Genomic DNA, 23,878 nt, shown 5'->3' with positions numbered 1-23,878 from the left:
TACCCGTGTTGCGCCCTTGTTGCGCGCGCAACAAGCAATGGCGTTTTTGGACCGAACCAAGTGTTGATGCGCCAAATACGCTTGCCCGAAAGGTCGCGGATTTGCCAGCCTTCTGCTCCGTGGAGATAGGGAGGATAACATGCTCGACACAACACTCTCGGATCAGGTGCAGGGATTTCTGGATGACTTCGGTGCGGCGTTGTCACAAGGCGATATCGATGCCGCCTGTGATATGTTCCAGGACGATTGCTATTGGCGCGATCTGGTCAGCTTTACCTGGAATTTTAAAACGGTCGAAGGCAAGGCGCAGGTGGCAGATATGCTTACGCATCAGTTGGCCACAACCAAGCCGAGTGGTTGGAAAATAGCTGAAGGTGAAGTGCCCACCGAAGACGGCGGAATAACCACCGCTTGGATCGAGTTCGAAACCGAGGTGGCACGCGGCTACGGGTTGATCCGCCTCAAGGATGGCAAGATATGGACCCTGCTGACCACGATGGTCGAGCTGAAAGGTCATGAAGAGCCCAAAGGGTTCAATCGTCCACTTGGGGCCAAGCATGGTGCGGGGAAACACAGGACCACATGGGCAGAAGAACGGGCGCAGGAAGAGGCTGAACTGGGCTACAAGACTCAGCCCTACTGCGTCATCATCGGCGGTGGTCAGGGTGGGATCGCCATGGGCGCGCGGCTGCGTCAGCTGGGTGTCCCGACGATCATCGTTGAACGGAATGACCGGCCTGGCGACAGTTGGCGCAATCGCTACAAATCCCTCTGCCTGCATGATCCGGTCTGGTACGACCATCTTCCCTATATCAAGTTCCCGGAAAATTGGCCCGTGTTCTCGCCCAAGGACAAGATCGGCGACTGGCTTGAGATGTACACCAAAGTGATGGAGCTGAACTATTGGACGCGCACGACGGCCAAATCCGCCACCTTCGATGAAGACAAGGGCGAATGGACCATCACTGTAGACCGGGATGGTGAAGAAGTTGTGCTGCGGCCCAAACATCTTATCATGGCGACGGGTATGTCCGGCAAGAAACGCATGCCTGATTTTCCCGGCATGGATGTGTTCAACGGTGAGCAGGCTCATTCCTCGGAACACGACGGGCCGGCCAGATGGGCAGGCAAGAAAGTTGTCGTGGTGGGGTCCAACAACTCGGCCCATGACATCTGTGCGGCGCTTTGGGAAAACGATGCCGATGTGACAATGGTGCAGCGGTCCTCAACCCATATTGTCCGCTCGGACACGCTCATGGAAATCGGACTGGGCGATCTCTATTCTGAACGTGCAGTGCGGTCTGGCATGACGACCGAAAAGGCCGATCTGATCTTTGCTTCGCTGCCCTACCGCATTCTTCATGAATTCCAGATTCCGGCCTATGCCGCGATGAAAGAGCAGGACAAAGAGTTCTATGACGGCCTGGAAAAGGCCGGGTTCTGGCTGGACTGGGGCGATGACGACAGCGGGCTTTTCATGAAATACCTGCGCCGCGGATCGGGCTACTACATCGATATCGGGGCCAGCCAGTTGATCATTGACGGCGAGATCAAGCTGAAACGCGGTCAAGTCACCGCGCTTGATGAAACCGGAGTTATCCTTGATGACGGAACGCATCTGGATGCCGATCTGGTGGTCTATGCGACTGGGTATAACTCAATGAACGGCTGGGTCGCGGATTTGATGGGTCAGGAAATGGCGGACCGGCTTGGGAAATGCTGGGGCCTGGGCTCTGATACGACCAAAGACCCGGGGCCCTGGGAAGGCGAGCAACGCAATATGTGGAAGCCGACACAGGTTCAGAACCTTTGGATGCATGGTGGAAACCTGCATCAGTCCCGGCACTATTCACAGTTCCTGTCGCTGCAGATAAAGGCCCGGATGGAGGGTATCCCGACGCAGGTCTACGACCTTCAAGAAGTGCATCATCTCAGTTAAGGCATGCGCAACAACTAATATGCGGACTTTCAATTTACTCGATTGAAAGTCCGCTCTGTCCGCGTCTGCCCAGTTCGTGCACCGCGCCGCTAAAGGCGTTCCACCCCGGAACGGTCGTTCACGGATCTCGCGGCGAATGACCGGTTTTCAACAGCGCTTTGTCGTGGACGTAACAGCAACGCCTGATTTCGTGGATCAAAGATGGGCTAGCAAAAAAGCCGGAAACCGAAGAATGACGGAACAGACGCCAAAAACTTGCTCGATGTTTGGAGCCTTCAACCTGAGATCGGGACACGATTTAACGACGTTCAAGACTGCATTCGATGCCTTTTGCGACCATCTCAACGAAGCTGGTTACATGATGTCGCATCGGCTCTGGCGACGTGCACATCACAAAGGCTACGATACACGCTTTCCCGACGTAGCTGTCGTGCTAGAGATGCGGTTTCACTCCCATCAGGCCTCGCTTGACGCATGGGATTACGTCGGAATGCGGACCGAACCGCTGAACGGTTTGCACGTCGCAATGAACAAACAGATTCAAGAAACCCATTTTGTTTTGTTACATGAGGTAGGACCGGACGCTGTTTAATTGGGGTAAAAATGATTACATGCTTTATTCAATATGAGATTACGCCCGGAAAACTTAGAGAGTTCGAAGCATATGCCCGTTCTTGGATCGCGCTTGTTGATCGCTTTGGCGGAAAGCATCATGGGTATCTTTTGCCCCATGAGGGACCTAGCGACTTTGCGACAGCATCCTTTTCTTTCCAAAGCTTAGCGGAATACGAAAGCTACCGGCAAAAAATCGAGACAGACGAAGAGTGCCAGGCCGTCTTCAGATTTGCTCGTGAGACTGGATGCATCAAGCGCCACGTCCGATATTTCATGCGCCCTGTGTTCGAAGGGGACCCGAAGGCTGCAATTGATTTTGAATAGGTAGCCAATCAAACTCGACGGTTAAATAGTAGACATAGCCGCATAAAGCTGGCATCCGAACACCTCGCAGATAAGATTTTCTGAAAGCGCGTCTTGAGCGACGTTGTGCCTCGTACAATTAGCCGCTTTTAAGTCGCGTTTCAGTGCCAGTTCAAACTCATCAACCACTCTTTAACTGCCGTAATTGAAACCCTTGATGTCTGGTCCACATGCGACAACATCCAAACCTCCCTGCTTGGAAACTTGGCGCAAGCTTCTGGCTCGATCGCTTGCAATCGTGGATCGGACAAAACGACTGCTCTTGGCAGTAGCGTCTTTCCAATGCCCGCCACAACGGCCTGCAGCGCCGTCTCAACATCCGTTACCCGCAAACCGGCACACAAGTCTTCAGAATTCGCCGTATTTTCAAGCCAACGCGCCTGCGGCAGGCGAGAATGTGCCTCGTTATAGGTGATCCAGCCCAATGATTCATAATGCTCGGGCAAGATACTCTTGGCGGCGCAGGCAACGAATGACAACTCGCCCAGCTTTTGGGCTTTGGTGCGCAGTCCCCCATCAGATGGACGTGCAAAGCGCACAGAAAGATCGGCTTCACGCTTGGACAAGTCCAGATTGTCCGAACTCGGAACAAGCTCGACTCTGAGGTCTGGATGCAGACGAGTCAAAAGAGGAAGCTGTGGAACAAAAAAACGGTTCACAATAACGGGTACGGCGCTCAAGCGCACGGAACCCGAAACCTTGTTGGTGCTTTCGCCCGAAATTGCGCTTATCGCAGCATGACTTGCTTCGATGCTGTCGGCGTGTGACAGAATCTGCAGCGCCGCGTCCGTTGGTTCGTACCGTCCATTTGCGCTGCGTAAGAACAGTGTCGTCGCCAGTGCCTCTTCGAGCTTCTTTACCCTACGGGCCACCGTCGTATCGCTGACGCCAACCGTCCGCCCCGCTGCAGTTAGTTTTCCTTCACGGTGAAGCGCTAAGAGGTACTTGAGGTCGTTCCAATCGTGTCCCTGCATTTCCGCAGAGTAAGTCGTCGATCTTGCTGACTCAATCTTCAATTTTGATGTGGCAATGTTGGTTCCACCAAAATGAAGGGGAGAAACAAATGAAGTTTATCATCCTGTTCGAAGACGCACCGGACGCCGATCCAGATATCCGCAAAACACACATGACCAAGCACCTCGATTTCTTAGAGAGGAACGCGGGCAAGATCGAGGCTGCAGGCCCTTTGTCCGACGCCGAAGGTCAAGGACGCGACGGTTTGTGGATTGTGGAAGCTGATTCAGAGGACGACGTGGAGCGATTAGTGCATGAAGACCCGTTTTGGTCGACTGGCCTCAGAAAATCGTATTCGATCATAAAATGGAAACAGGTCTACGCCGACGGGGGGCGTTTGATCCATCCGAGCTGAAGTATCAGGATGTGGGCAACCTCATAGAGGATATTAGTACAGCCGCAGCGAAAGCTCGCTTAGTCCGCATAGCGTAAGTTCAGCCACCCTCTGGTTTTGCGCCTGCAGCGAATGTCTCCTCTTACGGGCCTCACCGCAGTGACGGCGACTATGGTTGAACACCGGCTTGCACAAAGCGTTTTTTGTTATAATCCGCAGCAAATAAAGAAATTGCTCGACTTCCATGGCTTGGCAAGCGGTACTGCTGGCATGGACGACACAACCCGTGAACAGCTCAATTTCGTTTTTGCAAAGCTAACGGGTAGTTTGGAGGACGCGGCATCGCAAGCTCTCAGAGGCCAGCGATCGAAGATTAGCCCAGAAGAAGCAATAGAGCTTGTTCAGTCCCTCCAGGTCCTGCTGCAACACGCCGCCGCGCGTATGCGGGCGATTGAGCTCTTAGCCCGTCAGAGTGGGTGAACCTGAAGCAAAACACCAACTTTGGATTGCGCAAAGCGGGCGTACGGGCTTGCACTGGATCGGTGGTCAGTCAATCCGTAGAGCTAGTCCAACAACTCACCTAGCGAGACATTAAGCGCGGTAGCCAGTCTATCCACAACGGTAATCGTAGGGTTTCGGGCACTGCGCTCGAGATCGCTCGATATACGTCCTGTGAATATCCGACCGATGCGCGAACTCCTCCTGCGACCAGCCTTTCATCTGCCGCAAGCGTCGCATGTTTTTTGCCAGGCGGTTCTGCACATCCATATCGTTTCTTGGACAGTGATGCAGATGATCGGTCTACAGACGATCAGTGACATATTCAGTTGACTTCTCGTCCAATCGAAGCGCTTCTATGTCACCAATCGACGACAAGGCGCGGCACATGCAAGACCAGTTGAACCCACCAGATGTGCGATATGTAAAGCTAGGCTCTGGCGGCAAACATGTTGATTATGCCCTTGAGAACGCGGTCATCCCTGTCGACTTTGACCTAGCCGATCATGCACTGTGTCTGGCAGGCGATTGGGAGATGTTGCTAATAAGGATGACCCAGGCCGGACGCGGAATTCAGGCTGCAAAAGAAGACATCCGGGAACTAAAAGACTTCTATGACCTGCCAGAAGGAGCACTTTGGATCACGATGGCTCGCGGGCATCTGTGGTGGGCGCTTGCGGGAGATAAGATCGAACTATCCAAGGTAACATCGTCAGGCCCGGTTCGTTGGCGAACCACACAAAGTGGCTGGTCCAAAATGTCGCTTGCTGGCACTCCTCTACAACTCAACACCCTGAGTTCAGCGCTTACAAAAACAGCTTCATACAGGCGGACAATATGCCGTGTCGAGGCTCAGGACTACCTGTTGCGATCAATCCGGGGAGAACGCCATCCACTTCAACAAAGCGCCAATGCACTCATCGCAGAAATGCATAGCCTAACCGAGCAAATGATTGGGAACTTGCATTGGGCAGAATTTGAAACACTGATTGATCTCATTTTCCTGCGCAACGGTTGGCGGCGCACTAGCCTGCTGGGTGGAAACATGCCTGATGTGGACCTGGTGCTTGAGCAACCGCTGACCGGAGAAACGGCCTGGGTTCAGGTCAAGAGCCAGGCTGGACAGGCTGAACTCGACAGCTACATTGATCTGTTCTTAGCTGATGGATCCTGTAACCGTTTCATATTTGCATGTGCCAATCCACGCGGCGCATTGGCCCTCCCAAGGCAAAGCGAATTGAACTTGAACATTTGGACAGGCAAAGTGCTCGCTTCGCAAACTTTGGAGTCCGGATTGTTCAAGTGGCTGTCCGACCGAATGGTCTGACGCTCTGAACTGCGACAGTCCACCTCAACCTAAGTCAGGCGGCGCCAAGGTTCTTCATCGTCTTCAACGTCTTCGACCCTGAGCAGCGTGGTCTCAAGCGTGGTGCCTTCAGGCACAAGTAGACAGCCAAAGCCCATGTTGTTGAACTCCTGCGGGCTGTATTTTTCCTGTAGTTCATCCAGCAGAATTTTGGCTTTCAGGTTGCCCTTTAGAGCTTCGCGCTGAATCGTCTTCAGCAATAGGTCCACCGTTGAGACGCGCTTACGTTCACCGTTTTCAGTTATGATATGCGTTTCATGAGCGACTCTCTGGACAATAGACTTCATCCCTTTCGCGCCGCGCGGTCTTCCCTTGGGATTGCCAGATTTTCCTTTTTGGAACCTGTTGGGGTAAAGAGGATCGAAGTCCTCAATCGGGTCAGTACCATCGGTCATAGTTTGGTTCCTTGAAGATACAGTTGTCGCGGCATTTACACTCTGCTTCCCGCAGTACGCGCCCATTCATCAAATGATCCCAGCAATCCATCAACTCTCTCACTCAGGCTTTTTAAAAGAGGCTCTAGGTGCGATCACCACACCTGTTTGTATCTTCGATCGTGGCGGCGCTATGGCATCATTTTTTTCAAACTGCTTTAGCACGTGCTTTGCGGCCTGAATGTTTCCCTTAAGCGCTTTCGCAACCTGCATACGCAGTGCCGCTTCGCGCGTATCCATTCTTCTGCTGCCACCTGGCGTTTGAACTCTGACATGCTGATCCAGGACCTGATCCAGATCCAGTTCAACAGTCCCCTTTTTCCGAGGCCTTCCTTTTGGATTTCCAGATTGACCCTTTTGGAACTGAGTATCTCGAGGAGGACGACCGTAGCCAACGGTGTAGTCTTTATCAGACATTGGCCACCTCCTGCTGTACCGCCGCACTGACGCTTTCATTTTCACGTTCCGTCGCAACAGCCTGAAATGTTGGCCCGTCGTCACCAAGACGCGGGATCAGGCCGAATGTATCCGTCAGGCGGCGCAGGATCACGTCACAGTAAGCTGGATCAATCTCGACCCCAAATCCACGCCGACCCGATTGCTCAGCCGCGATAAGCGTGGATCCCGACCCGCAAAATGGGTCCAACACCAGCCCGCCACGAAGCGAGCAGTCCAGAATGGCATCCCTCACCAAGGCCACCGGCTTAACAGTAGGGTGCATCTCGAGATCACCCTGCCCGCCACCAAAGCTGTTGGCTCCGGCATAGGTCCAGACATTTGTTCGGTTCCTACCGTGTTTTCCGAGCTCAATATTGTTGATGTGTTTACCGGCCCCTGATTTGAACACAAACACCAACTCGTGCTGTGACCGGTAGAACGATCCCATCCCTCCATTTGTCTTAGACCAAACACAGAGATGCTTAAGCTCAGAGTAAGCCACCTCCCCTGCCCCGAGGATTTCACGCATATGACGCCAGTCCATGCACTGAAAGTGAATGGAACCGTCTTCACTATAAGAGGCAAGGTGTTGGAATACGGATGTCAAAAAGCTCTGAAAGTCTTCTGGCGACATTTCACCGGACGCCATGGCAAACTCTCGATGCTGTACCGACCCCAAGCCCGAAACGTGTCCCTGTATGGGAACATTGTAAGGGGGATCTGTAAAAACCATCTGTGCACGTTCCGACCCAAGCAAGGCAGCATAGGTCTCCGCGTCGGTGCTGTCCCCACAGATCAGGCGATGAGGGCCAATGTGCCAAATATCACCCTCGCGGGTTACCGGTGAATTCCCAACTGGGATCGGAACCTGATCCAATGAATCTTGCCCTTGTTCGCCATCCAAGTTCAGCGACTGGATGCTCAGATCAATTTCAGGCAACTCGAAACCGGTGAGTGTCAGGTCAAACGAGATTTCCAACTCATCGAGATACTGGAATTCCAGCGCTAGAAGACCAGCATCCCAGCCCGCATTTTCGGCAAGCTTGTTATCCGCGATGACATAGGCCCGAATATCTTCTTCGCTCATGCCTGACAGACAAATCGTTGGGACTTGCTCCAGACCCATCTGTTTGGCCGCCTCGACACGGCCATGCCCCGCGATGAGCCGATTATCCTCATCGACAAGAACGGGGTTGGTGAAGCCAAAGTGTTCGATCGAGCGCATCACCTGCCGGATCTGGCTTTTCGAATGCGTTCGGGGATTCCTGTCCCGCGGCTTCAGGATCGTGGGGGATTGATAAACTATCTTCAGCGCAGTCAATGATCTGGCTCCTCACTTAAGCGGAGCCGAATTCAGAACGTCAGATACAATGCGGCCCCGGGTTTCACTTCGGGTCCACGTAAGCGCATTCTAACGTGATATATGTCTGGGCACTTGTTTCAGCCGGGCGCTGTCCCGGTTCAATCTCAGACAACGTCAAGATCATTCCGGCCATTTTATAGTTAAGATCAATGTAACTATCGCAGTGAAAGATTCAATATCCACCGATGCATCTACGTCAAACTCCATGCAAACCGAAGAAGTTCAGCACGCCGAAAAACCCAACTTGAACCCGATACACTCTCGTTCAAGAAGCAATGTTATTGCTAGTATTGAGCTACAAATATCAGAGCCAATCATGCGACCTAGAAAGGTCCAAAGCGGACGTTCCTCACCGAGATTTGCAAATGCCAATTGGCGGACAAAGTTAACCTTCGCCGCGGCTGCACCAATGGCCGGTTCGGGACGCCGCACAAAGGCGGCCCGCTACGTGAGGTGCAACCCGCCATCGACGGGAAAGACTGCCCCGGAGATGTAAGGGTTGGCCATCAGTGAGACCGCCGCTTGCGCAATGTGATCCGCCGTTCCGGCAACGCGTGCCGGGAGCGTGCTCTCCATCCAGGATTTGAGCTCCTCGCGTTGCTCGGCCGTCCAGACATTGGTCAACACAACACCGGGTGCGAGCACGTTGACGCGGACCGGGGCAAGCTCAATGGCGAGGGATCGACCGGTTTGCATGACAGCCGCCTGCACACCGTTCATGACGGACAGGCCGGAGTCCGCACCAGAGGGCTTCAGGCCGGCCACGCTTGCAAAGAGTGTGACGGATCCCCCCGGCACTAACCGATCGGCAATGGTTTGCACCACGAACGTTTGACCCCAGAACTTGTCAAAGCTGGCGCGCATCGTGTCTTCGCCAAGCGTCGAGAATGCACCGCGTTTCTTGTTCTCGTCGGCAACCGCTGGAATGATGACGTGATGAACACGCTCGATCTCTGCAAATGCCTTTTCAAGCGCTTCTTTGGTCAGGTAGTCGACAGCAATGGAGCGTGCCTTTTCGGGGTGTGTCAGCGCGCGTCGGACGGCCTCCAGCTTGTTAAAGGATCTGCTGACGAGAATGAGGTTGGCCCCAAGCTCAGAGGTTAACCGGGCTGTCGCGGCACCAATGCCAGACGATGCACCGACCACAACGACAGTTTGATCAGTCAGGTTGAACGGATTGGAAGACATGGGGGTTTCCTTTCTTTAGGTCAGTGTGCTGACCACGTGCCTTTGCGTTCGCCGGAATCGACGTCGAGGACAGCGCCTGTGATGGCCGGATTGGCGATAAGGGCCGCGATGGCTTGGCCAATGTCTTCAGCGACGCCAAGCCGCGGGATCAATTGGCGGTCAGGTGACAGACCGATCCCGCCCGGTGAAACGACGTTCACCCGTACCGGTGCCACTTCTGGTGTTGCAGCACGCGCTAAGGCTTCGATGGACCCGTGCAGGGCGCTCCAAACGCCGTAGCCTGGGGCCGGCGTCCGGGCGCTTGATCCGGACAGGAGTGTAATTGATCCATGCGCCGGAAGCGTGGCCGCAGCTTGAACCGCGGCGTAGCTGACCCAAAACCGTTTGAAGGCGTCCTGTGCGGTCACAATGGTCGTGCCCGGAATGTCCGAAGCAGAGGCGTTTGCTGATACTGCCACAACGATATGGTCAGCCTTGGCCTTAGACAAAACGTCATCGACGGCGTCCGGCGCACTGAGATCAACGACAACTGTCTCTGCCCGACCGTCCAAACTGGCTGCGACCTGATCAAGCCTTTCCAGGCTGCGCCCTGCAAGGATCGCCACGGCCCCAAGCTGCGTGACGGCGTGGGCGGTGGCTGCACCCATCTGCCCGCTCCCACCTAGGATCAACACGCGTTGGTTCTCCAGAGATTGCGACATGGTTATTGCCCTACGGATGTCGGCAGATCGCCACGCAAGGCGGACAGTTCATTTGCCAGGCCCATCACGCTTAGTTCGACCATATTCGGCTGTCCGCCGGGAATGCCGTAGGTCGGATAAGTGGTATTGAGCTCCTCGGTCACGCGACTGACCAAGTTGTCGTTGGCCAAGCCGTTCGCCAATGCCGTCGCCACGAATGTCCGGGCGGTTTCGGTGTATGCCTCTTGCTTGTCGATCAGCGCATGGAACGGGCCCGGCGCGCCGTGGCCGGGATGCGCCGTAACAGCCTCGGGGAACAACACCCGCAAGCGATTCAAGGCATCCAGCACGAGGCCCGAGCGCTCTTCGTAGAAGAACCCGTGCATGTCGTGGAGGATCAGATCGCCAGGGTAGAGGTCACCGGTTTGAGGAAGGTAAAATGCGGTCGTGCTGGTCGCTTCCGCCGGGCCCATTTCGCGTGTTTCAATCGTCACACCATCGATCTTGAGAGTTGCACCGTTGGCAAAAACCTGGTCCGGCACAACAAAAACCTCCGGCGCTTCGTCGGGTGTCAGTTGGCGCACCACCTCGTGATAGCCGTAGTGATCGGTTTCGATCACCCGTGTTGTTTCAGGAGACGCATAGACCTTGAGACCGGGCCAGACCTGCTGGAACTGGTGCACACCGACATAGTGATCAGGATGGCCATGGGTGATCAGAATGGCGCTGACCGGCTTGCCCAGTGCGCGGATCGCCTCGATGGCTTCGGCCGCATGTGTCGTGTCACGTTGGACGTCGATCACGATCACGCTGTCCGGGGTCTCGATCCAGTGCGTGTTCACACTGCCGTGGCCCTCATAGGTGTAATGCCCGGTTTTGTAGGGAACGTTCGCCCAAGCGCTGTTGGCCAATGGCAGTGATGCGGCCAAAGCAAACAGGGACGTCGAAAACTGTCTGCGGGTTAGGTTCATGTCTCATCTCCTCGGTTGTTGTGATTAATTTGACATCCACCCGACCCCCAATCAAATTGATCATCATGAAAGATACATTCAGCGAAATTGAATTACGGAAACTCGACCTGAACCTGCTGCTCGTGTTTTCAGCCGTGATGCGCGAGCGCAGTGTCTCCCGCGCGGCGGACCGGCTTTACCTGGGAGCGTCGGCCATCAGCATGGCATTGGGCCGTTTGCGCGATACTTTCGACGACCCTCTTTTTGTGCGCGTCGGCTCTGTCATGGAACCCACCGCGCGTGCCAATTCCTTTTGGCAGGCGCTCGCGCCCGCACTGCAGGAAATCGACCAGGCCGTGCGGGCGTCCAAACCTTTTGATCCCGCCACAACAGAGCGCATTTTTCGGTTTGGCGCGCCTGATGATCTGGAGGGTATTCTAGTCCCAAGGTTGATTGCTCGGTTACGAGCCGAAGCACCAAATGCACGGCTCGTTGTTCGCCATTCGGATTTTCGGAGCTTGTTGAGCGTCTTGGATGATGACCAAGCGGACATCATGCTCAGCGCCACACCGGAAAGCGGGATCGAAAACCGACACCGAGTTGATCCGATCTACCGCGAGCATTTCAAGGTTTTGTACGATCCACAGCAAATGGGCTGTCTGGGGCCTTTGACCCGCGAGCAGTATCTTGCTACGCCCCACGCGCTGCTATCTTTGGACGGAGCGTTGGAGAGCGGATTGGATCGGACACTTGCCAAGGCAGGCCAGAAACGGGACGTGCAGGTCGCGGTAACTCACTTTCCAACAATTCCTTATATCCTCAAGTCGAGCGCGATGTTGGCTAATGTGCCTGGAACGGCCGCAGAGTGGTTCGCCCGCCAACACAATCTGGAAGTTCACAAGCCGCCGCTTGATTTTCCGTCTTTCGAAGTAGCTTTGCTCAGCCATGTGCGTGTCACGAATGACCCTGCAATCGACTGGTTCCGAGACCTGGTTATCGAAGAGGTGCGCTCTCTGACGCTAATGCCTTAAGCCTCGCGAAACACGACAAACAGAGGAACTTCGCCAAGGTGCAGAGAACTGGTAGGTTCGGGCTCGGAGCAACCGTTCGCTGCGCCGTTCATCAATGTCTGCTCTGCGGACAATGCGGCCGCTCAATGGTCACCGGCGCAACGACCGCTTTCTTTCGAATGCAATTTTGGCGTTCTTTCCAACATAGATCGTCCAGACGGAGACTTTCCACAAAATTGGGCCGTGCCTCAGCGACCCGCTACAGTGGCCTGATAAGCGTCAAGCTTAGTGATCAGCTCAGTACCTGTGGGCGCGCCGTTTCTGGCGCAAAATTCAGACCACACCGCTCCGTAGGGCAGGTCCTTCAGTTCCTCTGTCACAACAAACCGGCTTGTGAAATCCAGCGCGTCCTCCGCTGCTCGCAAGCGATCCCAGGGCTTCAAAAGCGCCTGCAGAAGCGCCTTTTGCATGTTGCGCATGCCAATCACCCAAGCGGCCGTGCGACTGATCGTGGCGTCGAAGAAATCAAGCCCGATATGGGTCTTGCCCAACAAGTCGCCGCTCACCAGTTCATGTGCCATCGCCAGGATGTCATCGTTCAGCATGATCACATGGTCGCTGTCCCAACGCATAGGGCGCGACACGTGCAGCAGAAGTTCATCCAGAGACAGGGCCACGGCGCTCAGTTTGTCGGCGATATTCTCGGTCGGGTGGAAGTGTCCCATGTCGAGGCACAGCAGTGTCTTGTTGCGGATCGCATAGCCCATGTAGAACTCATGGCTGCCCACCGTGCAGGCCTCGACCCCGATGCCGAAAAGCTTGGATTCGACCGCATCCAGCATATCCGATTTCGCCTCGGCCAACATGGTGTCGAGCGAGGCCTCAAGCCGGGCCCGTGCCGCCATACGGTCGATAGGAAGATCCTTGAACCCATCCGGAACCCAAATGTTGTTAATGCAAGGTGAACCAAGCGCGGCTCCCATCTGCGCCGCGATGTCCCGAGTGCGTTTCCCATGTTCGATCCAAAAGTCCCTGATGCCCTTGTCGGGGTGCGCCAACGTCAGGTTGTCGTCGGCCTTTTTATGGGCAAAGAAGGTCGGGTTGAAATCCAGCCCGATGCCGATGCCCTTGGCCCAGTCAACCCATGGCTCGAAATGGCGGTACTCGATCTCATCCCGGTCCGGGGTATCGACTGTGTCCATATACATCGCGTGCAGGTTCAACCGATGTGACCCGGGGATATTTGCATAGGCAAACTCAAGATCCGCCCGCAGTTCGTCGGGGTTACGAGCCCGGCCCGGATGGTTTCCGGTTGCCTGAATGCCCCCACCCGAGGTGCTGGTCTGGTTTTCGAACCCGACCACGTCATCGCCTTGCCAACAGTGAACGGAAATCGGGATGTCCCTCAGAGCCTTGATCGCAGCATCAGTGTCGACGCCCCAGTCAGCGAATTGCGCTTTGGCGCTCTCATAGCTCATGGACCGTCTCCCTATCGCGTGAAGGCCTGAACGTTGCCCGCATCTACGTTCAGAATGTTACCCGTGGATTTGGCCGACGTCTCGGCGGCGAAGAAATAACAGGCCTCGGCGATATCTTCCGGCAGGACTGAGCGTTTCAGCATGGATCGGTTGCGGTACATCTCTTCCAGCCCCTCCTTATCCGTGCCGTAGGTCGAAGCCCGCTGATCCAGCCAATCGCCCTCCCAGATCTTGGAACCCCGCAACACCGCATCCGGGTTCACAACGTTGACCCTGATCCCGACCTCAGCACCTTCCAGCGCAAGGCAACGAGCCAAGTGGATTTCCGAGGCCTTCGCCGTGCAATAGGCCGAGGCATTGGGCGAGGCGGCAAGCCCGTTTTTCGAGGCCACGAAAACGATAGATCCGCCCATGTCCTGCACCCGCATGATCTTGAAAGTTTCCCGGCTGACGAGGAAATAACCCGTGGACAAGATGTCCATGTTCTTGTTCCAAAGGTCGAGGGACGTTTCCTCAACCGGGGCAGAGGATGCGATTCCGGCGTTTGAGACAAGGATGTCGATGCCACCAAATTCGACGGATGTTTCAGCCAACGCGTGGGCCACGGCATTTTCATCCGTGACGTCCATCAGGACGGTGCACACGACGTCCTTACCGAACTGCTGGGTCAGGACCCCTTCCGTCGCGGTGAGGCTTTCGGGATTGATGTCGGCCAGCGTGACACAGGCGCCCTCGGACAGATAACGTTCTGCCGTTGCCGACCCTATGCCACCGGCGCCGCCGGTGACCAGCGCGACGCGACCAGCCAGCGATTTTGGTTTCGGCATGCGCTGCAACTTGGCTTCTTCCAACAGCCAGTATTCAATGTCAAAAGCTTCCTGCTCTGGCAGGCCGCAGTATTCGCTGACGGCACTTGCCCCGCGCATAACATTGATCGCGTTGACGTAGAATTCGCCGGAAACACGGGCCGTGCCCTTGTCCTTGGCAAAGGTGATCATGCCGACCCCGGGGATCAGGTAGACAACCGCGTTGGGGTCCCTAAGCGCAGGCGAGTTATCGTGTTTGCAACGGTTGTAGTAGGCCGTGTAGTCCTCACGATAGGCCGCGACTTGCGCGGGCAGGCCTTCAAGCACTGCGTCGATGTTGTTCTGGGCCGGATCGAAGCCGACGACCAAAGGGCGTATCTTAGTGCGTAGGAAATGGTCAGGGCAGGACGTACCAAGAGCCGCCAGCGCCTCCATGTCCTTAGAATTCACGAACTCAAGCACCGAGTCGCTGTCGTTGAAATGCCCGACCATGTGCTGGTTGCCACTAACAAAGCCACGGATCGCGGGCATTAGCCGGGCGGCAACGGCCCGCCTACCTTCCCGGGCGAGGCTCTCGTGGACCGCTCCGCCAAAGGCCGGAACATCGTCGGTCTTTTCGGCCAACCACTTGGTCGCGACGTTGATCACGTCGATGGTGCAGTCATAGCAGTCTTTTGCCGTGCCAGCCCATGTGAACAATCCGTGACTTTCAAGGACAACGCCATCGGCATCCGGGTTTTCCAGGCAGAACTTTTCAAGCCACAAGCCCAGTTCATACCCCGGCCGTTTCCACGGCAGCCAACCGATCCGGTCACCGAAAATTTCCTGGGTCAGCTCCTTCGAATTCTTCGACGCTGCGATCGCAATAATCGCGTCGGCATGGACGTGATCGACATGTTTGCGCGGCACATAGGCGTGCAAGGGCGTGTCAATTGAGGCCGCGCGCGGGTTCAGTTTGAAGGTGCAGTGGGGCAGATAGCCGACCATTTCATCTTCAAACTCGACCCCGCGATAAAGCCCCTTCAGCGCGTTCAGCTTGTCCATGTATAGCGTGGAGAAGCCGTCAAGTTTCATGGACCCGATGTCACCGCCGGAACCCTTGACCCAGAGCACCTCGACCTCTTTGCCGGACAGTGGGTCGGTTTCCATGACCTTCGCAGAGGTATTGCCACCGCCATAGTTTGTGACGCGCTTATCCGATCCCAGCGTGTTGGAGCGATAGAGAAGCAGTTCCGATTCGGACATACCACCTGCCACAGCGTCATCCCAGCGGTTCTCAAGAAGCTGATTTTCGATGGATTTCAACGTTCTGCCCTCCTCACGATGCAGCGGTCGGTACTGCACCATCGCATTTAGGCTTAGTAGTGTGCATCGTTATGTCAATCAAAAACAATCACAAACAGTCATTCTGCAATGCAGAGTGATTGAAAGTGATCGAAAATGATTGACAGCTGCGGCGAATCTGCGCAGCGTGGAGTGAATGGGAGGTGGCTTTGCACGAAAAAGAACGCCATAGGATCATCATTTCTGCGGTGCAGGATCGCCCCGTCGTGACGGTTGGGGACCTGTGCACCTTGACCGGCGTGTCCGAAGCCACCATCCGGCGCGACATTTCAACACTTCACATGAAACAGAAGGTACGCCGTGTCAGAGGCGGCGCTGAGGCGATAACGCCACCGCAGTTCGCCGGGCTGGCGGGCCGTCCGTTCGTCGTCAACGAAACCATGAATATCGCAGCGAAGCAGGCAATTTCGCGCGCGGCGGTTGAGATGTGTAGCGAAGGTGACAGCATCATCATCAACGGGGGCACAACGACCTTTCAGATGGTGCATCCGCTGGCCAACCGCAGGATGCAGGTCTTTACCAATTCGTTCCCGATTGCCGAGCACCTGCTGAAGCATTCGAAGAACACGATCATGTTGTCAGGCGGCGCGATCTACCGGGAACAGAACATAATCCTATCGCCCTTTGACAACGACGTGACCCGCAACTTCTATGCAAAGCGCATGTTCATGGGGGCGCAGGGGCTGGGCCCCATCGGCCTGATGGAGGCCGATCCGCTTTTGATCCAGGCAGAACAGAAACTGATCGGACAGGCGGATGAGCTTATCGTTCTGGTCGACAGTTCGAAATTCGCGCAGCGCTCCAGCCTGGTGCTTTGCCAGTTGGACCGGATCACGACCGTGATCACCGACGAAGGAATTCCTGACAAGGCGGCGGCCATGCTTGAGGCTGCCGATGTGAATCTGATCGTTGCCCAGTCGGGCAGCGTTCAAGAAAACGAGGTGGCCTCTTGACTGCCTCCGAAACCCGAGACCCAAACATGACTTTCTGGGAGGAACTATCATGAAGCGTCGTACTTTCACATCACTTGTCGCAGGGATGAGCCTTGCTGCCGGTATGTTTGGCACCACGGCGATGGCGCAGGACAACATGCGCATCGCTCTGGTCGTAAAAGCGCTTGGGATCGGCTTCTTTGAAGCGGCCGCCGAAGGCGCTGAAGAGGCTGCCGGAGAACTTGGCAATGTCGAGATCATCTACACCGGCCCGACCGACACCACTGCGGAAGGTCAGATCGAGGTGATCAACTCCCTGATCGCGCAGGGTGTCGACGCCATCGCGATTTCGGCAAACGACCCCGATGCACTTGTGCCAGCGCTGAAACGCGCGATGGACCGCGGTATCACCGTGATTTCCTGGGACTCGGGTGTGGCTGAAGGCGGACGCCAGATGCACCTGAACCCATCCTCGACCCCACTGATCGGCAATACGATCATCAAGCTTGCCGCGGATCACATGCCGGATGGTGGTGAAGTCGCGATCCTGTCGGCGTCGGCCACGGCAACCAACCAGAACGCCTGGATCGAGGCCGCGAAAGAGGTTCTTCCGAACTATGACGGCGTAGATCTGGTGGCCACCGTCTATGGCGACGACCTCAGCGACAAATCCTACCGAGAAGCACAGGGCCTCATGGCATCCTACCCTAACCTGAAGGCGATCATCGCGCCAACGACCGTTGGCATCCTGGCGTCCTGCCAGGCGGTGACTGACGCGGGCAAGATCGGTGAGATCAACGTGACCGGTCTGGGCCTCCCGTCCGAGATGGCAGGCTGTGTTGATAGCGGTGCAACCAAGAGCTTCGCGATCTGGAACCCGATTGACCTTGGCTACTCGGCCACCATGCTGGCGCACGCAATCGCCAACGGTGCTGAAACCGGTGCCGGTGCCGAAATCCCGATGGGCCGCATGGGCTCGGTGACGCTGGATGACACCGGCTCGGCAGCCATGGCTGATCCGTTCACCTACGACAGCTCGAACATCGAACAGTTCAAGTCGATCTTCTAATCTGAACGACGTGTCTGGGCGTGTGCGATGACCCACGCCCCGACACCCCACTCTTCCCACATCCAGAAACACCGTCCATGCAGTTGGAATTGAGACCAGACGTGTCGAACGCCGCCGCCCCTACACCGCTTCTGAGCCTGTCCGGCGTGACCAAGACATTTCCCGGCGTGCGGGCCCTTTCAGATGTTTCGCTAAACCTCTACCCGGGCAAGGTCACGGCATTGGTGGGCGAAAACGGTGCTGGCAAGTCTACCGTGGTGAAGGTTCTGACGGGCATTTATCAACCCGACGAGGGTGACATCCGGATCGATGGCGAGGCTCTCAGTTTCCCGACACCGCAATCCGCCGAAACTGCTGGCGTGACCGCCATCCATCAGGAAACCGTCCTTTTCGACGAACTGACGGTGGCGGAAAACATCTTTCTCGGCCATGCGCCAAAGGGGCGATTTGGCCTGATCGACAAAACTGCCATGGCGACCCGTGCGCGCGAGATTCTGGATGGAATCGGGGCCAAGATTGATCCGGGCGCGACGCTCAAGGACCTTGGAACGGCGAACAAGCACCTGGTTGCCATTTCCCGGGCGCTGTCCATCGACGCGCGCGTTGTGATCATGGACGAACCGACCGCAGCCCTCAGTCAGAAAGAAATCGAAGAGCTTTACGAACTCGTTGAAAGCCTGAAGGCGCAAGGCAAGGCGATCCTCTTCATTAGCCACAAGTTTGACGAGATCTTCCGCATCGCCGATTTCTACACCGTCTATCGCGACGGCCAGATGGTCGGCGAAGGGGCGATTGTAGATGTCAGTGAGCCGGAACTGGTCAAGCTTATGGTGGGCCGCGACGTAAGCCAGATTTTCCCCGAACGCGACCACAACGTCGGCCACGATATCCTCGAAGTCGCAGGGTACGACCACCCGACCGAATTCGCGGACATCGGTTTCACGCTCAGGCGCGGCGAAATCCTCGGGTTCTACGGGCTGGTCGGCGCAGGTCGGTCCGAACTCATGCAGGCCCTTTTCGGGATCACCCGCCTCTCGGGCGGAACCGTGAGGATCGACGGGGCACCGGTTTCGATTGCATCGCCCGCCGACGCGGTCGCAAGTGGCATCGTCTATGTCCCGGAGGACCGGGGCAAACAAGGCACAATAGGCGCGCTGCCGATTTTTCAGAACGTGACGCTGCCGTCACTCGCTCGCACCTCGCGCAAGGGGTTCATCAGGCTGGCCGAGGAATTCAAGCTGGCGCGCGAGTATACCGAACGTCTCGACCTGCGCGCCGCTTCGCTGGACACCGATGTCGGCAACCTGTCGGGCGGCAACCAGCAGAAGGTAGTGATCGCCAAATGGCTCGCCACCCAGCCCAAGGTCATCATCCTGGACGAACCCACCAAGGGCATCGACATCGGGTCCAAGGCCGCCGTGCATGAATTCATGGCGGAGCTTGCCGCGCAAGGGCTCGCCGTCATCATGGTCAGTTCCGAAATCCCCGAGATCGTGGGCATGTCGGATCGTGTGATCGTCATGCGCGAGGGGCGCATAGTGGCGGAACTGGCCCGCGACCAGATCACGCCCGAAACGCTTGTCAGCCACGCCGCAGGGATCAGGGAAGCCGCGCAATGAAACGTATCCTCGCCGCCCGCGAACTTTTGCTACTGGTCGCCATCGCATTGGTGCTTGGCATCATCTCAAGCCGATTCCCGGCGTTTATCACGCTGTCGAACCTGGCTGCCGTCTTCAACGACACCTCGCCGCTGATCCTGCTGGCTATCGGCCAGATGATCGTGATCTTGACGAAGTGCATCGACCTCTCTGTCGCCGCCAACCTCGCGCTGACCGGCATGGTCGTGTCCCTGATCAATATCTCGGCACCAGGTCTGCCGATTTTCGTAACGCTGGCCGTGGCCACCGGGTTCGGGGCGTGCCTTGGAATGTTCAACGGTATCCTTGTGTGGAAACTGGACATCCCGCCTATCGTGGTGACGCTTGGCACCATGACCATCTTCCGGGGAACCATCTTCCTTCTGACCGAGGGCAAATGGGTCAACAGCCACGAGATGAGCGACACTTTCAAGGCATTCCCGCGCACCGAGCTTCTTGGCCTTCCGGTGCTAAGCTGGTTTGCCATCGCGGCGGTGATCCTTTTCACCATCGTCATGACCCGCACCACCCTGGGCCGCGCCTTCTACGCTGCCGGGGGCAACCCCCATGCGGCGACCTATGCCGGGATCAACGTGGGCCGGACCCAGTTCTGGGCCTTCACGATATCTGGCGCGCTGGCCGGTCTGACCGGATACCTCTGGGTCTCCCGCTTCGCGGTTGCCTATGTCGATGTTGCCGGGGGGTTTGAATTGACCGTCGTGGCGGCCTGCGTAATTGGCGGCGTGTCGATCATGGGAGGCATCGGTTCGGTCCCCGGCGCGCTGCTGGGCGCGCTGTTCCTCGGCATCATTGCCAATGCCCTGCCGGTCGTGAACATATCTCCCTTCTGGCAGATGGCCATCTCGGGCGGTGCGATCATCATCGCGGTTGTTCTAAACGCCCAGGCCAACCGGACGAAGGGCCGCGTCATCCTAAAACGCGCGGAGCACGCGACATGATTACGACGACACGCTCGATCCCCGATCGCCTGCGCTCGCCGCTGGAGCGGAACCTAAAAAGGTGGGAAAGCCTGCTGATGCTGGTCGCAATCGGCATCTTCATCGCCAACAGTTTCGCCTCACCCTATTTCCTGAATGCCTGGAACCTCTCCGACGCGACCTTCAACTTCACCGAAAAGGCGATGATCGCCTTTGCCATGGTCCTGCTTATCATCTCTGGCGAAATCGACCTCAGCGTCGCCGCGATCATCGCACTGGCCTCGACCGCCATGGGCGCCGCCGTGCAGGCGGGTGTCGGGACAGAGGGGCTGGTCCTTATCGGTCTGGCCGTCGGTCTGGCCTGTGGGGCGGTAAACGGTTTCCTCGTCACCGGCCTTGGCCTGCCATCCATCGTCGTCACCATCGGCACGATGAGCCTTTTCCGCGGGATCAGTTCCATCGTGTTGGGCGATCAGGTTTACAAGGGCTATCCAGCCGATTTCGCCTTCTTCGGGCAGGGCTATGTCTGGTGGGTGATTTCCTTCGAATTCGTCCTTTTCGCCATCATTGTGGTGATCTACGCGGTCATCCTGCACATGACCAATTTCGGCCGCGCGGTCTATGCCATCGGAAACAATGCCACCGGGGCGCTGTTTTCGGGCATTCGGGTGGGCCGGGTGAAGTTCACCCTTTTCCTGTTGACGGGCCTGATGTCCGGGGTCGCCGCCGTCTGCCTGACATCCCGCCTCGGCTCGACCCGACCCTCCATTGCCTTCGGGTGGGAACTTGAGATCGTGACCATGGTCGTCCTTGGCGGGGTCAACATCCTCGGCGGCTCCGGCTCCATCCCCGGCGTTGTGATCGCGGCCTTTGTCATGGGGCTTGTGACTTTCGGACTTGGCTTGCTGAACGTGCCCGGTATCGTGATGTCGATTGTTATCGGGGCGTTGCTGATCTCGGTCATCGCGCTGCCCCGGCTCTGGACGATGTGGAGGGGCTGACATGGAAAAATACGCCTTCAAGATGAAGCTCAACCCGGGCTGCAGGGATGAATACGAAAAGCGCCACGATGAGATCTGGCCAGAGCTTGCCACGCTGCTGAAAGACGCGGGCGTGTCTGACTATTCGATCCATCTGGACGAAGAAACGAACATTCTTTTTGGCGTCCTTTGGCGCACCGACGACCACAAAATGGATGCCTTGCCCCGCAACGAGATCATGCAGCGATGGTGGGCGCATATGGCGGACATAATGGAAACCAAGCCCGACAACGAACCCGTGGCGGTGCCGCTGACGCCCGTCTTCCACATGCCATGACCCCCCGGCACATCGCCGTCATCGACATCGGCAAGACCAACGCCAAGCTTGCGCTGGTCGATGCGACTGACATGTCCGAAGTGGAGGTGCTGACCCGGCCTAACATGGTTCTCGCCGCTCCACCCTATCCGCACTTTGATGTTGAGGCGATCTGGTGCTTCCTTCTGGACGGGTTGGAGCAGTTTCAGAAGGCGCACGGCGTAGATGCCATTTCCATCACGACCCACGGGGCGTCTTGTGCCCTGATCGCGCCAGACGGCGCCCTTGCTGCCCCGATCCTCGACTATGAGCACACAGGCCCTGATGATCTGGCCGCGGCGTACGACGCCATCCGCCCGCCCTTTGAGGAAACCGGATCGCCAAGGTTGCCGATGGGTCTGAACCTGGGTGCGCAGTTGCATTGGCAATTTGAGCAGGACCCCGCGCTTCGCGAACGCACCGCCACCATTGTTACCTATCCGCAGTACTGGGGACATCGCTTGACAGGAGTGCCGGCCAGCGACGTGTCGTCCCTTGGTTGTCACACGGATCTGTGGAAACCGTCCAAGGTGCACTATTCTTCGTTGGTCGAACGGTTGGGTATATCTGAAAAAATGGCGCCCGCGCGCAAATCTGCGGAGGTTCTCGGACCCGTGTTGCCGCACATCGCATCGCAAACCGGCCTGCGCTTTGACACGCCGGTGCACTGTGGCATCCACGATTCAAACGCATCACTTTTGCCTCATATACTGACCCGAACCGGGCCGTTTTCCGTCGTTTCGACCGGGACATGGGTCATTGCTATGACCATCGGCGGCGAAGAAGTAACGCTGAAACCTTCGCGAGACACGCTTCTTAACGTCAACGCACTGGGTGCCCCGGTACCCTCCGCCCGTTTCATGGGGGGACGCGAGTTCGAGTTGGCGATGAACGGTCAAACCGCCCAATGTGCAGAGCAATTCCTTGACCTGGTCGCGAAAGACGGCCCCATGCTCTTGCCCGCAATGGTCCCGGACAGCGGGCCGTTTCAGGGGCAAAAACACAGCTGGATGGGGTCAGAGCCTTTGCCCGGAACCCAGGAACGCGCGGCGGCGGTGAGTTTTTACCTCGGATTGATGACCGCGGAATGCCTGTCGCTGACCGGACACAAGGGCCCCATTATCGTCGAAGGTCCATTTGCCAGGAACAAAGGCTTCGCCAGTATGCTCGCCGCGGCGACAAATTGCAGGGTCGACGCGACCGTCACCGCAACAGGGACGAGTCAGGGAGCCGCCCTCTTGGCGACAGGCGCACTCCCCGAGCGCGTGGCCTTCGACGTCGAAACCTATTTTCACAAGACCGACGTGAGCTACCAACGTTACGCGAACAGTTGGCACAGAGCAGCAAAAGCAGGCCTGGAACCACGCCCATAGGATACCCTAAAAATAGGATACCCTAAAAACCTGCACGGAACTCCGATAACAGACATTGGGGATCAGCGTGAAACTGAGCGGAATGGGCTCATAACAGCTATTCGCTACCCTTCGCACGAACGTCTGCTTCGGACTTTCAGATCAGGTTTGTTTGGCTCGCTCTCCCCTATCCTCTTCCCTGTTAGTCGCAAGAAATTGCCTGATAATCAGAGAAAAATTCCCTGTAAACCGATCTAGGGAAAATCCATGTAAGCGACTGTCTTTAAGAGTAACTTCGAGCTCCAAACCACCGAAGATGGCCTAAACCCCTAAGTTTTCCCTGAAAAAATCCCTGTTATCAGGGATAATTTAGTTGAGACTGGCTAGCTGCAAATTGTCTGCACAGCCACCATTCTCCGAAAATATGTGTCGCTCGGTATAAATTGGAACTTGTCCGGCTTGAAACGCAACTTTTGTCGAGTAAGAGTGCAGCTTTTACCAAAACTGGCGGTTTTGCAATTGGTTCTCAGCCCAGTTTTCTGGTTGCCTAGTTTCCAAAAACCGCCTCGGCACACGAATTCTGAAGGCCCTGGAAACAGCGCCAAAGGGGGCAAACGGATCTTCGCTGCGATGCAGCCAGAAACTCACGATATTCTGCAAATTGGACATTCAGTACTTCCGCGTTGAGTAACCATGAGATGAATCTGTGCAGTTTATGATTAAAGGATTGAAGATCCTCGTGTCGGTGGTTCGAATCCGCCCCCGGGGCATCATCTAAATTGTGCAAAAACAACA

At 56.4% G+C, this 23,878-nt stretch carries 24 protein-coding genes; 14 read left to right on the top strand and 10 right to left on the bottom strand.

The window, feature by feature from the left end; translation table 11 throughout:
* The first annotated feature begins 139 nt into the window (after nt 1–139).
* The 3 genes from ACR0AG_RS00260 (at nt 140) to ACR0AG_RS00250 (ending at nt 2,878) form a co-directional block, all read left to right on the top strand.
* On the top strand, nt 140–1,939 hold the full coding sequence (locus tag ACR0AG_RS00260; RefSeq protein ID WP_480835230.1) for an NAD(P)-binding domain-containing protein: 1,800 nt from the start codon (nt 140–142) through the stop codon (nt 1,937–1,939).
* 136 nt (nt 1,940–2,075) lie between these two features.
* Nucleotides 2,076–2,531 (top strand): DUF6614 family protein, encoded by a 456-nt coding sequence (locus ACR0AG_RS00255; protein ID WP_480835228.1) that lies wholly within the window; start codon nt 2,076–2,078, stop codon nt 2,529–2,531.
* An 11-nt stretch (nt 2,532–2,542) separates the two neighbouring features.
* Nucleotides 2,543–2,878, top strand: coding sequence for an NIPSNAP family protein (locus ACR0AG_RS00250; RefSeq protein ID WP_480835226.1), 336 nt, complete (start codon nt 2,543–2,545; stop codon nt 2,876–2,878).
* Between the two features lie 140 nt (nt 2,879–3,018).
* On the opposite strand, the gene ACR0AG_RS00245 is transcribed toward ACR0AG_RS00250, so the two are convergent.
* The gene (locus ACR0AG_RS00245; RefSeq protein WP_480835225.1) at nt 3,019–3,933 is read right to left on the bottom strand and encodes a LysR family transcriptional regulator; all 915 of its coding nucleotides are present in this window, start codon (nt 3,931–3,933) and stop codon (nt 3,019–3,021) included.
* A gap of 47 nt (nt 3,934–3,980) precedes the next feature.
* On the opposite strand from ACR0AG_RS00245, the gene ACR0AG_RS00240 reads away from it, so the two are divergent.
* Nucleotides 3,981–4,286: a YciI family protein gene (locus tag ACR0AG_RS00240; RefSeq protein WP_480835223.1), complete on the top strand. Its 306-nt coding sequence runs from the start codon at nt 3,981–3,983 to the stop codon at nt 4,284–4,286.
* Between the two features lie 150 nt (nt 4,287–4,436).
* Nucleotides 4,437–4,745: a hypothetical protein gene (locus ACR0AG_RS00235; protein ID WP_480835221.1), complete on the top strand. Its 309-nt coding sequence runs from the start codon at nt 4,437–4,439 to the stop codon at nt 4,743–4,745.
* Between the two features lie 129 nt (nt 4,746–4,874).
* Here the strand turns inward: ACR0AG_RS00235 and ACR0AG_RS00230 are convergent, their stop codons facing one another.
* Complete coding sequence (locus tag ACR0AG_RS00230; protein ID WP_480836838.1) at nt 4,875–5,003, bottom strand: helix-turn-helix domain-containing protein; 129 nt, start codon at nt 5,001–5,003, stop codon at nt 4,875–4,877.
* 148 nt (nt 5,004–5,151) lie between these two features.
* Between ACR0AG_RS00230 and ACR0AG_RS00225 the strand changes: the two genes are divergently transcribed.
* Nucleotides 5,152–6,090 (top strand): restriction endonuclease, encoded by a 939-nt coding sequence (locus tag ACR0AG_RS00225; RefSeq protein ID WP_480835219.1) that lies wholly within the window; start codon nt 5,152–5,154, stop codon nt 6,088–6,090.
* 29 nt (nt 6,091–6,119) lie between these two features.
* Here the strand turns inward: ACR0AG_RS00225 and ACR0AG_RS00220 are convergent, their stop codons facing one another.
* From ACR0AG_RS00220 to ACR0AG_RS00195, 6 genes are all read right to left on the bottom strand, one after another.
* Nucleotides 6,120–6,524 (bottom strand): DUF5681 domain-containing protein, encoded by a 405-nt coding sequence (locus ACR0AG_RS00220; protein WP_480835217.1) that lies wholly within the window; start codon nt 6,522–6,524, stop codon nt 6,120–6,122.
* Nucleotides 6,525–6,623: 99 nt separating this feature from the next.
* Nucleotides 6,624–6,980: a DUF5681 domain-containing protein gene (locus ACR0AG_RS00215; protein WP_480835215.1), complete on the bottom strand. Its 357-nt coding sequence runs from the start codon at nt 6,978–6,980 to the stop codon at nt 6,624–6,626.
* Complete coding sequence (locus ACR0AG_RS00210) at nt 6,973–8,322, bottom strand: site-specific DNA-methyltransferase (protein ID WP_480835213.1); 1,350 nt, start codon at nt 8,320–8,322, stop codon at nt 6,973–6,975. The genes ACR0AG_RS00215 and ACR0AG_RS00210 overlap by 8 nt, the downstream gene beginning before the upstream one ends.
* A gap of 486 nt (nt 8,323–8,808) precedes the next feature.
* A complete protein-coding gene (locus ACR0AG_RS00205; protein ID WP_480835212.1) occupies nt 8,809–9,552 on the bottom strand; it encodes an SDR family oxidoreductase in 744 nt (247 codons plus the stop codon).
* Between the two features lie 20 nt (nt 9,553–9,572).
* Complete coding sequence (locus ACR0AG_RS00200) at nt 9,573–10,253, bottom strand: SDR family oxidoreductase (protein WP_480835210.1); 681 nt, start codon at nt 10,251–10,253, stop codon at nt 9,573–9,575.
* A gap of 2 nt (nt 10,254–10,255) precedes the next feature.
* A complete protein-coding gene (locus ACR0AG_RS00195; RefSeq protein WP_480835208.1) occupies nt 10,256–11,203 on the bottom strand; it encodes an MBL fold metallo-hydrolase in 948 nt (315 codons plus the stop codon).
* A 65-nt stretch (nt 11,204–11,268) separates the two neighbouring features.
* Between ACR0AG_RS00195 and ACR0AG_RS00190 the strand changes: the two genes are divergently transcribed.
* Nucleotides 11,269–12,213, top strand: coding sequence for a LysR family transcriptional regulator (locus ACR0AG_RS00190; RefSeq protein WP_480835206.1), 945 nt, complete (start codon nt 11,269–11,271; stop codon nt 12,211–12,213).
* Between the two features lie 227 nt (nt 12,214–12,440).
* Here ACR0AG_RS00190 and ACR0AG_RS00185 read toward each other — a convergent pair whose 3' ends face one another.
* Both ACR0AG_RS00185 and ACR0AG_RS00180 read right to left on the bottom strand, forming a co-directional pair.
* Nucleotides 12,441–13,670, bottom strand: coding sequence for an L-rhamnose isomerase (locus ACR0AG_RS00185; protein ID WP_480835204.1), 1,230 nt, complete (start codon nt 13,668–13,670; stop codon nt 12,441–12,443).
* An 11-nt stretch (nt 13,671–13,681) separates the two neighbouring features.
* Nucleotides 13,682–15,823, bottom strand: a complete 2,142-nt coding sequence (locus tag ACR0AG_RS00180) for a bifunctional rhamnulose-1-phosphate aldolase/short-chain dehydrogenase (protein WP_480835202.1) — start codon at nt 15,821–15,823, stop codon at nt 13,682–13,684.
* A gap of 146 nt (nt 15,824–15,969) precedes the next feature.
* Between ACR0AG_RS00180 and ACR0AG_RS00175 the strand changes: the two genes are divergently transcribed.
* The 7 genes from ACR0AG_RS00175 (at nt 15,970) to ACR0AG_RS00145 (ending at nt 23,104) form a co-directional block, all read left to right on the top strand.
* Complete coding sequence (locus ACR0AG_RS00175) at nt 15,970–16,773, top strand: DeoR/GlpR family DNA-binding transcription regulator (protein WP_480835200.1); 804 nt, start codon at nt 15,970–15,972, stop codon at nt 16,771–16,773.
* A 49-nt stretch (nt 16,774–16,822) separates the two neighbouring features.
* Nucleotides 16,823–17,821, top strand: a complete 999-nt coding sequence (gene rhaS / locus ACR0AG_RS00170; RefSeq protein ID WP_058272419.1) for a rhamnose ABC transporter substrate-binding protein — start codon at nt 16,823–16,825, stop codon at nt 17,819–17,821.
* A 77-nt stretch (nt 17,822–17,898) separates the two neighbouring features.
* Nucleotides 17,899–19,440 carry a sugar ABC transporter ATP-binding protein gene (locus tag ACR0AG_RS00165; protein WP_480835198.1) on the top strand — a complete coding sequence of 514 codons (1,542 nt, stop codon included), beginning with the start codon at nt 17,899–17,901 and terminating at the stop codon, nt 19,438–19,440.
* Nucleotides 19,437–20,417, top strand: coding sequence for an ABC transporter permease (locus ACR0AG_RS00160; protein ID WP_480835196.1), 981 nt, complete (start codon nt 19,437–19,439; stop codon nt 20,415–20,417). The genes ACR0AG_RS00165 and ACR0AG_RS00160 overlap by 4 nt, the downstream gene beginning before the upstream one ends.
* Nucleotides 20,414–21,397, top strand: coding sequence for an ABC transporter permease (locus tag ACR0AG_RS00155; RefSeq protein WP_480835194.1), 984 nt, complete (start codon nt 20,414–20,416; stop codon nt 21,395–21,397). Before ACR0AG_RS00160 ends, ACR0AG_RS00155 begins: the two co-directional genes overlap by 4 nt.
* Nucleotide 21,398: 1 nt before the next feature.
* Entirely contained in the window at nt 21,399–21,713 is a 315-nt protein-coding gene (rhaM, locus tag ACR0AG_RS00150; protein ID WP_058272415.1) for an L-rhamnose mutarotase, read from the top strand.
* Nucleotides 21,710–23,104 (top strand): FGGY-family carbohydrate kinase, encoded by a 1,395-nt coding sequence (locus ACR0AG_RS00145; RefSeq protein WP_480835192.1) that lies wholly within the window; start codon nt 21,710–21,712, stop codon nt 23,102–23,104. The genes rhaM and ACR0AG_RS00145 overlap by 4 nt, the downstream gene beginning before the upstream one ends.
* Nucleotides 23,105–23,878 lie beyond the last annotated feature (774 nt).

The organism is Ruegeria sp. H6, from assembly GCF_056532975.1.
The sequence above is the reverse complement of the archived record's forward strand: the minus strand, read 5'-3'. Positions and strand labels throughout refer to the sequence as shown.

Bases quoted from the DNA above. Each gene is read 5' to 3' on its own strand.
- ACR0AG_RS00260 (WP_480835230.1), top strand. From the start codon at position 140: ATGCTCGACACAACACTCTCGGATCAGGTGCAGGGATTTCTGGATGAC.
- ACR0AG_RS00255 (WP_480835228.1), top strand. From the start codon at position 2,076: ATGACCGGTTTTCAACAGCGCTTTGTCGTGGACGTAACAGCAACGCCT.
- ACR0AG_RS00250 (WP_480835226.1), top strand. From the start codon at position 2,543: ATGATTACATGCTTTATTCAATATGAGATTACGCCCGGAAAACTTAGA.
- ACR0AG_RS00240 (WP_480835223.1), top strand. From the start codon at position 3,981: ATGAAGTTTATCATCCTGTTCGAAGACGCACCGGACGCCGATCCAGAT.
- ACR0AG_RS00235 (WP_480835221.1), top strand. From the start codon at position 4,437: ATGGTTGAACACCGGCTTGCACAAAGCGTTTTTTGTTATAATCCGCAG.
- ACR0AG_RS00230 (WP_480836838.1), bottom strand. From the start codon at position 5,003: ATGCGACGCTTGCGGCAGATGAAAGGCTGGTCGCAGGAGGAGTTCGCG.
- ACR0AG_RS00225 (WP_480835219.1), top strand. From the start codon at position 5,152: ATGCAAGACCAGTTGAACCCACCAGATGTGCGATATGTAAAGCTAGGC.
- ACR0AG_RS00220 (WP_480835217.1), bottom strand. From the start codon at position 6,524: ATGACCGATGGTACTGACCCGATTGAGGACTTCGATCCTCTTTACCCC.
- ACR0AG_RS00215 (WP_480835215.1), bottom strand. From the start codon at position 6,980: ATGTCTGATAAAGACTACACCGTTGGCTACGGTCGTCCTCCTCGAGAT.
- ACR0AG_RS00205 (WP_480835212.1), bottom strand. From the start codon at position 9,552: ATGTCTTCCAATCCGTTCAACCTGACTGATCAAACTGTCGTTGTGGTC.
- ACR0AG_RS00200 (WP_480835210.1), bottom strand. From the start codon at position 10,253: ATGTCGCAATCTCTGGAGAACCAACGCGTGTTGATCCTAGGTGGGAGC.
- ACR0AG_RS00195 (WP_480835208.1), bottom strand. From the start codon at position 11,203: ATGAACCTAACCCGCAGACAGTTTTCGACGTCCCTGTTTGCTTTGGCC.
- ACR0AG_RS00190 (WP_480835206.1), top strand. From the start codon at position 11,269: ATGAAAGATACATTCAGCGAAATTGAATTACGGAAACTCGACCTGAAC.
- ACR0AG_RS00185 (WP_480835204.1), bottom strand. From the start codon at position 13,670: ATGAGCTATGAGAGCGCCAAAGCGCAATTCGCTGACTGGGGCGTCGAC.
- ACR0AG_RS00180 (WP_480835202.1), bottom strand. From the start codon at position 15,823: ATGGTGCAGTACCGACCGCTGCATCGTGAGGAGGGCAGAACGTTGAAA.
- rhaS (WP_058272419.1), top strand. From the start codon at position 16,823: ATGAAGCGTCGTACTTTCACATCACTTGTCGCAGGGATGAGCCTTGCT.
- ACR0AG_RS00165 (WP_480835198.1), top strand. From the start codon at position 17,899: ATGCAGTTGGAATTGAGACCAGACGTGTCGAACGCCGCCGCCCCTACA.
- ACR0AG_RS00160 (WP_480835196.1), top strand. From the start codon at position 19,437: ATGAAACGTATCCTCGCCGCCCGCGAACTTTTGCTACTGGTCGCCATC.
- ACR0AG_RS00155 (WP_480835194.1), top strand. From the start codon at position 20,414: ATGATTACGACGACACGCTCGATCCCCGATCGCCTGCGCTCGCCGCTG.
- rhaM (WP_058272415.1), top strand. From the start codon at position 21,399: ATGGAAAAATACGCCTTCAAGATGAAGCTCAACCCGGGCTGCAGGGAT.
- ACR0AG_RS00145 (WP_480835192.1), top strand. From the start codon at position 21,710: ATGACCCCCCGGCACATCGCCGTCATCGACATCGGCAAGACCAACGCC.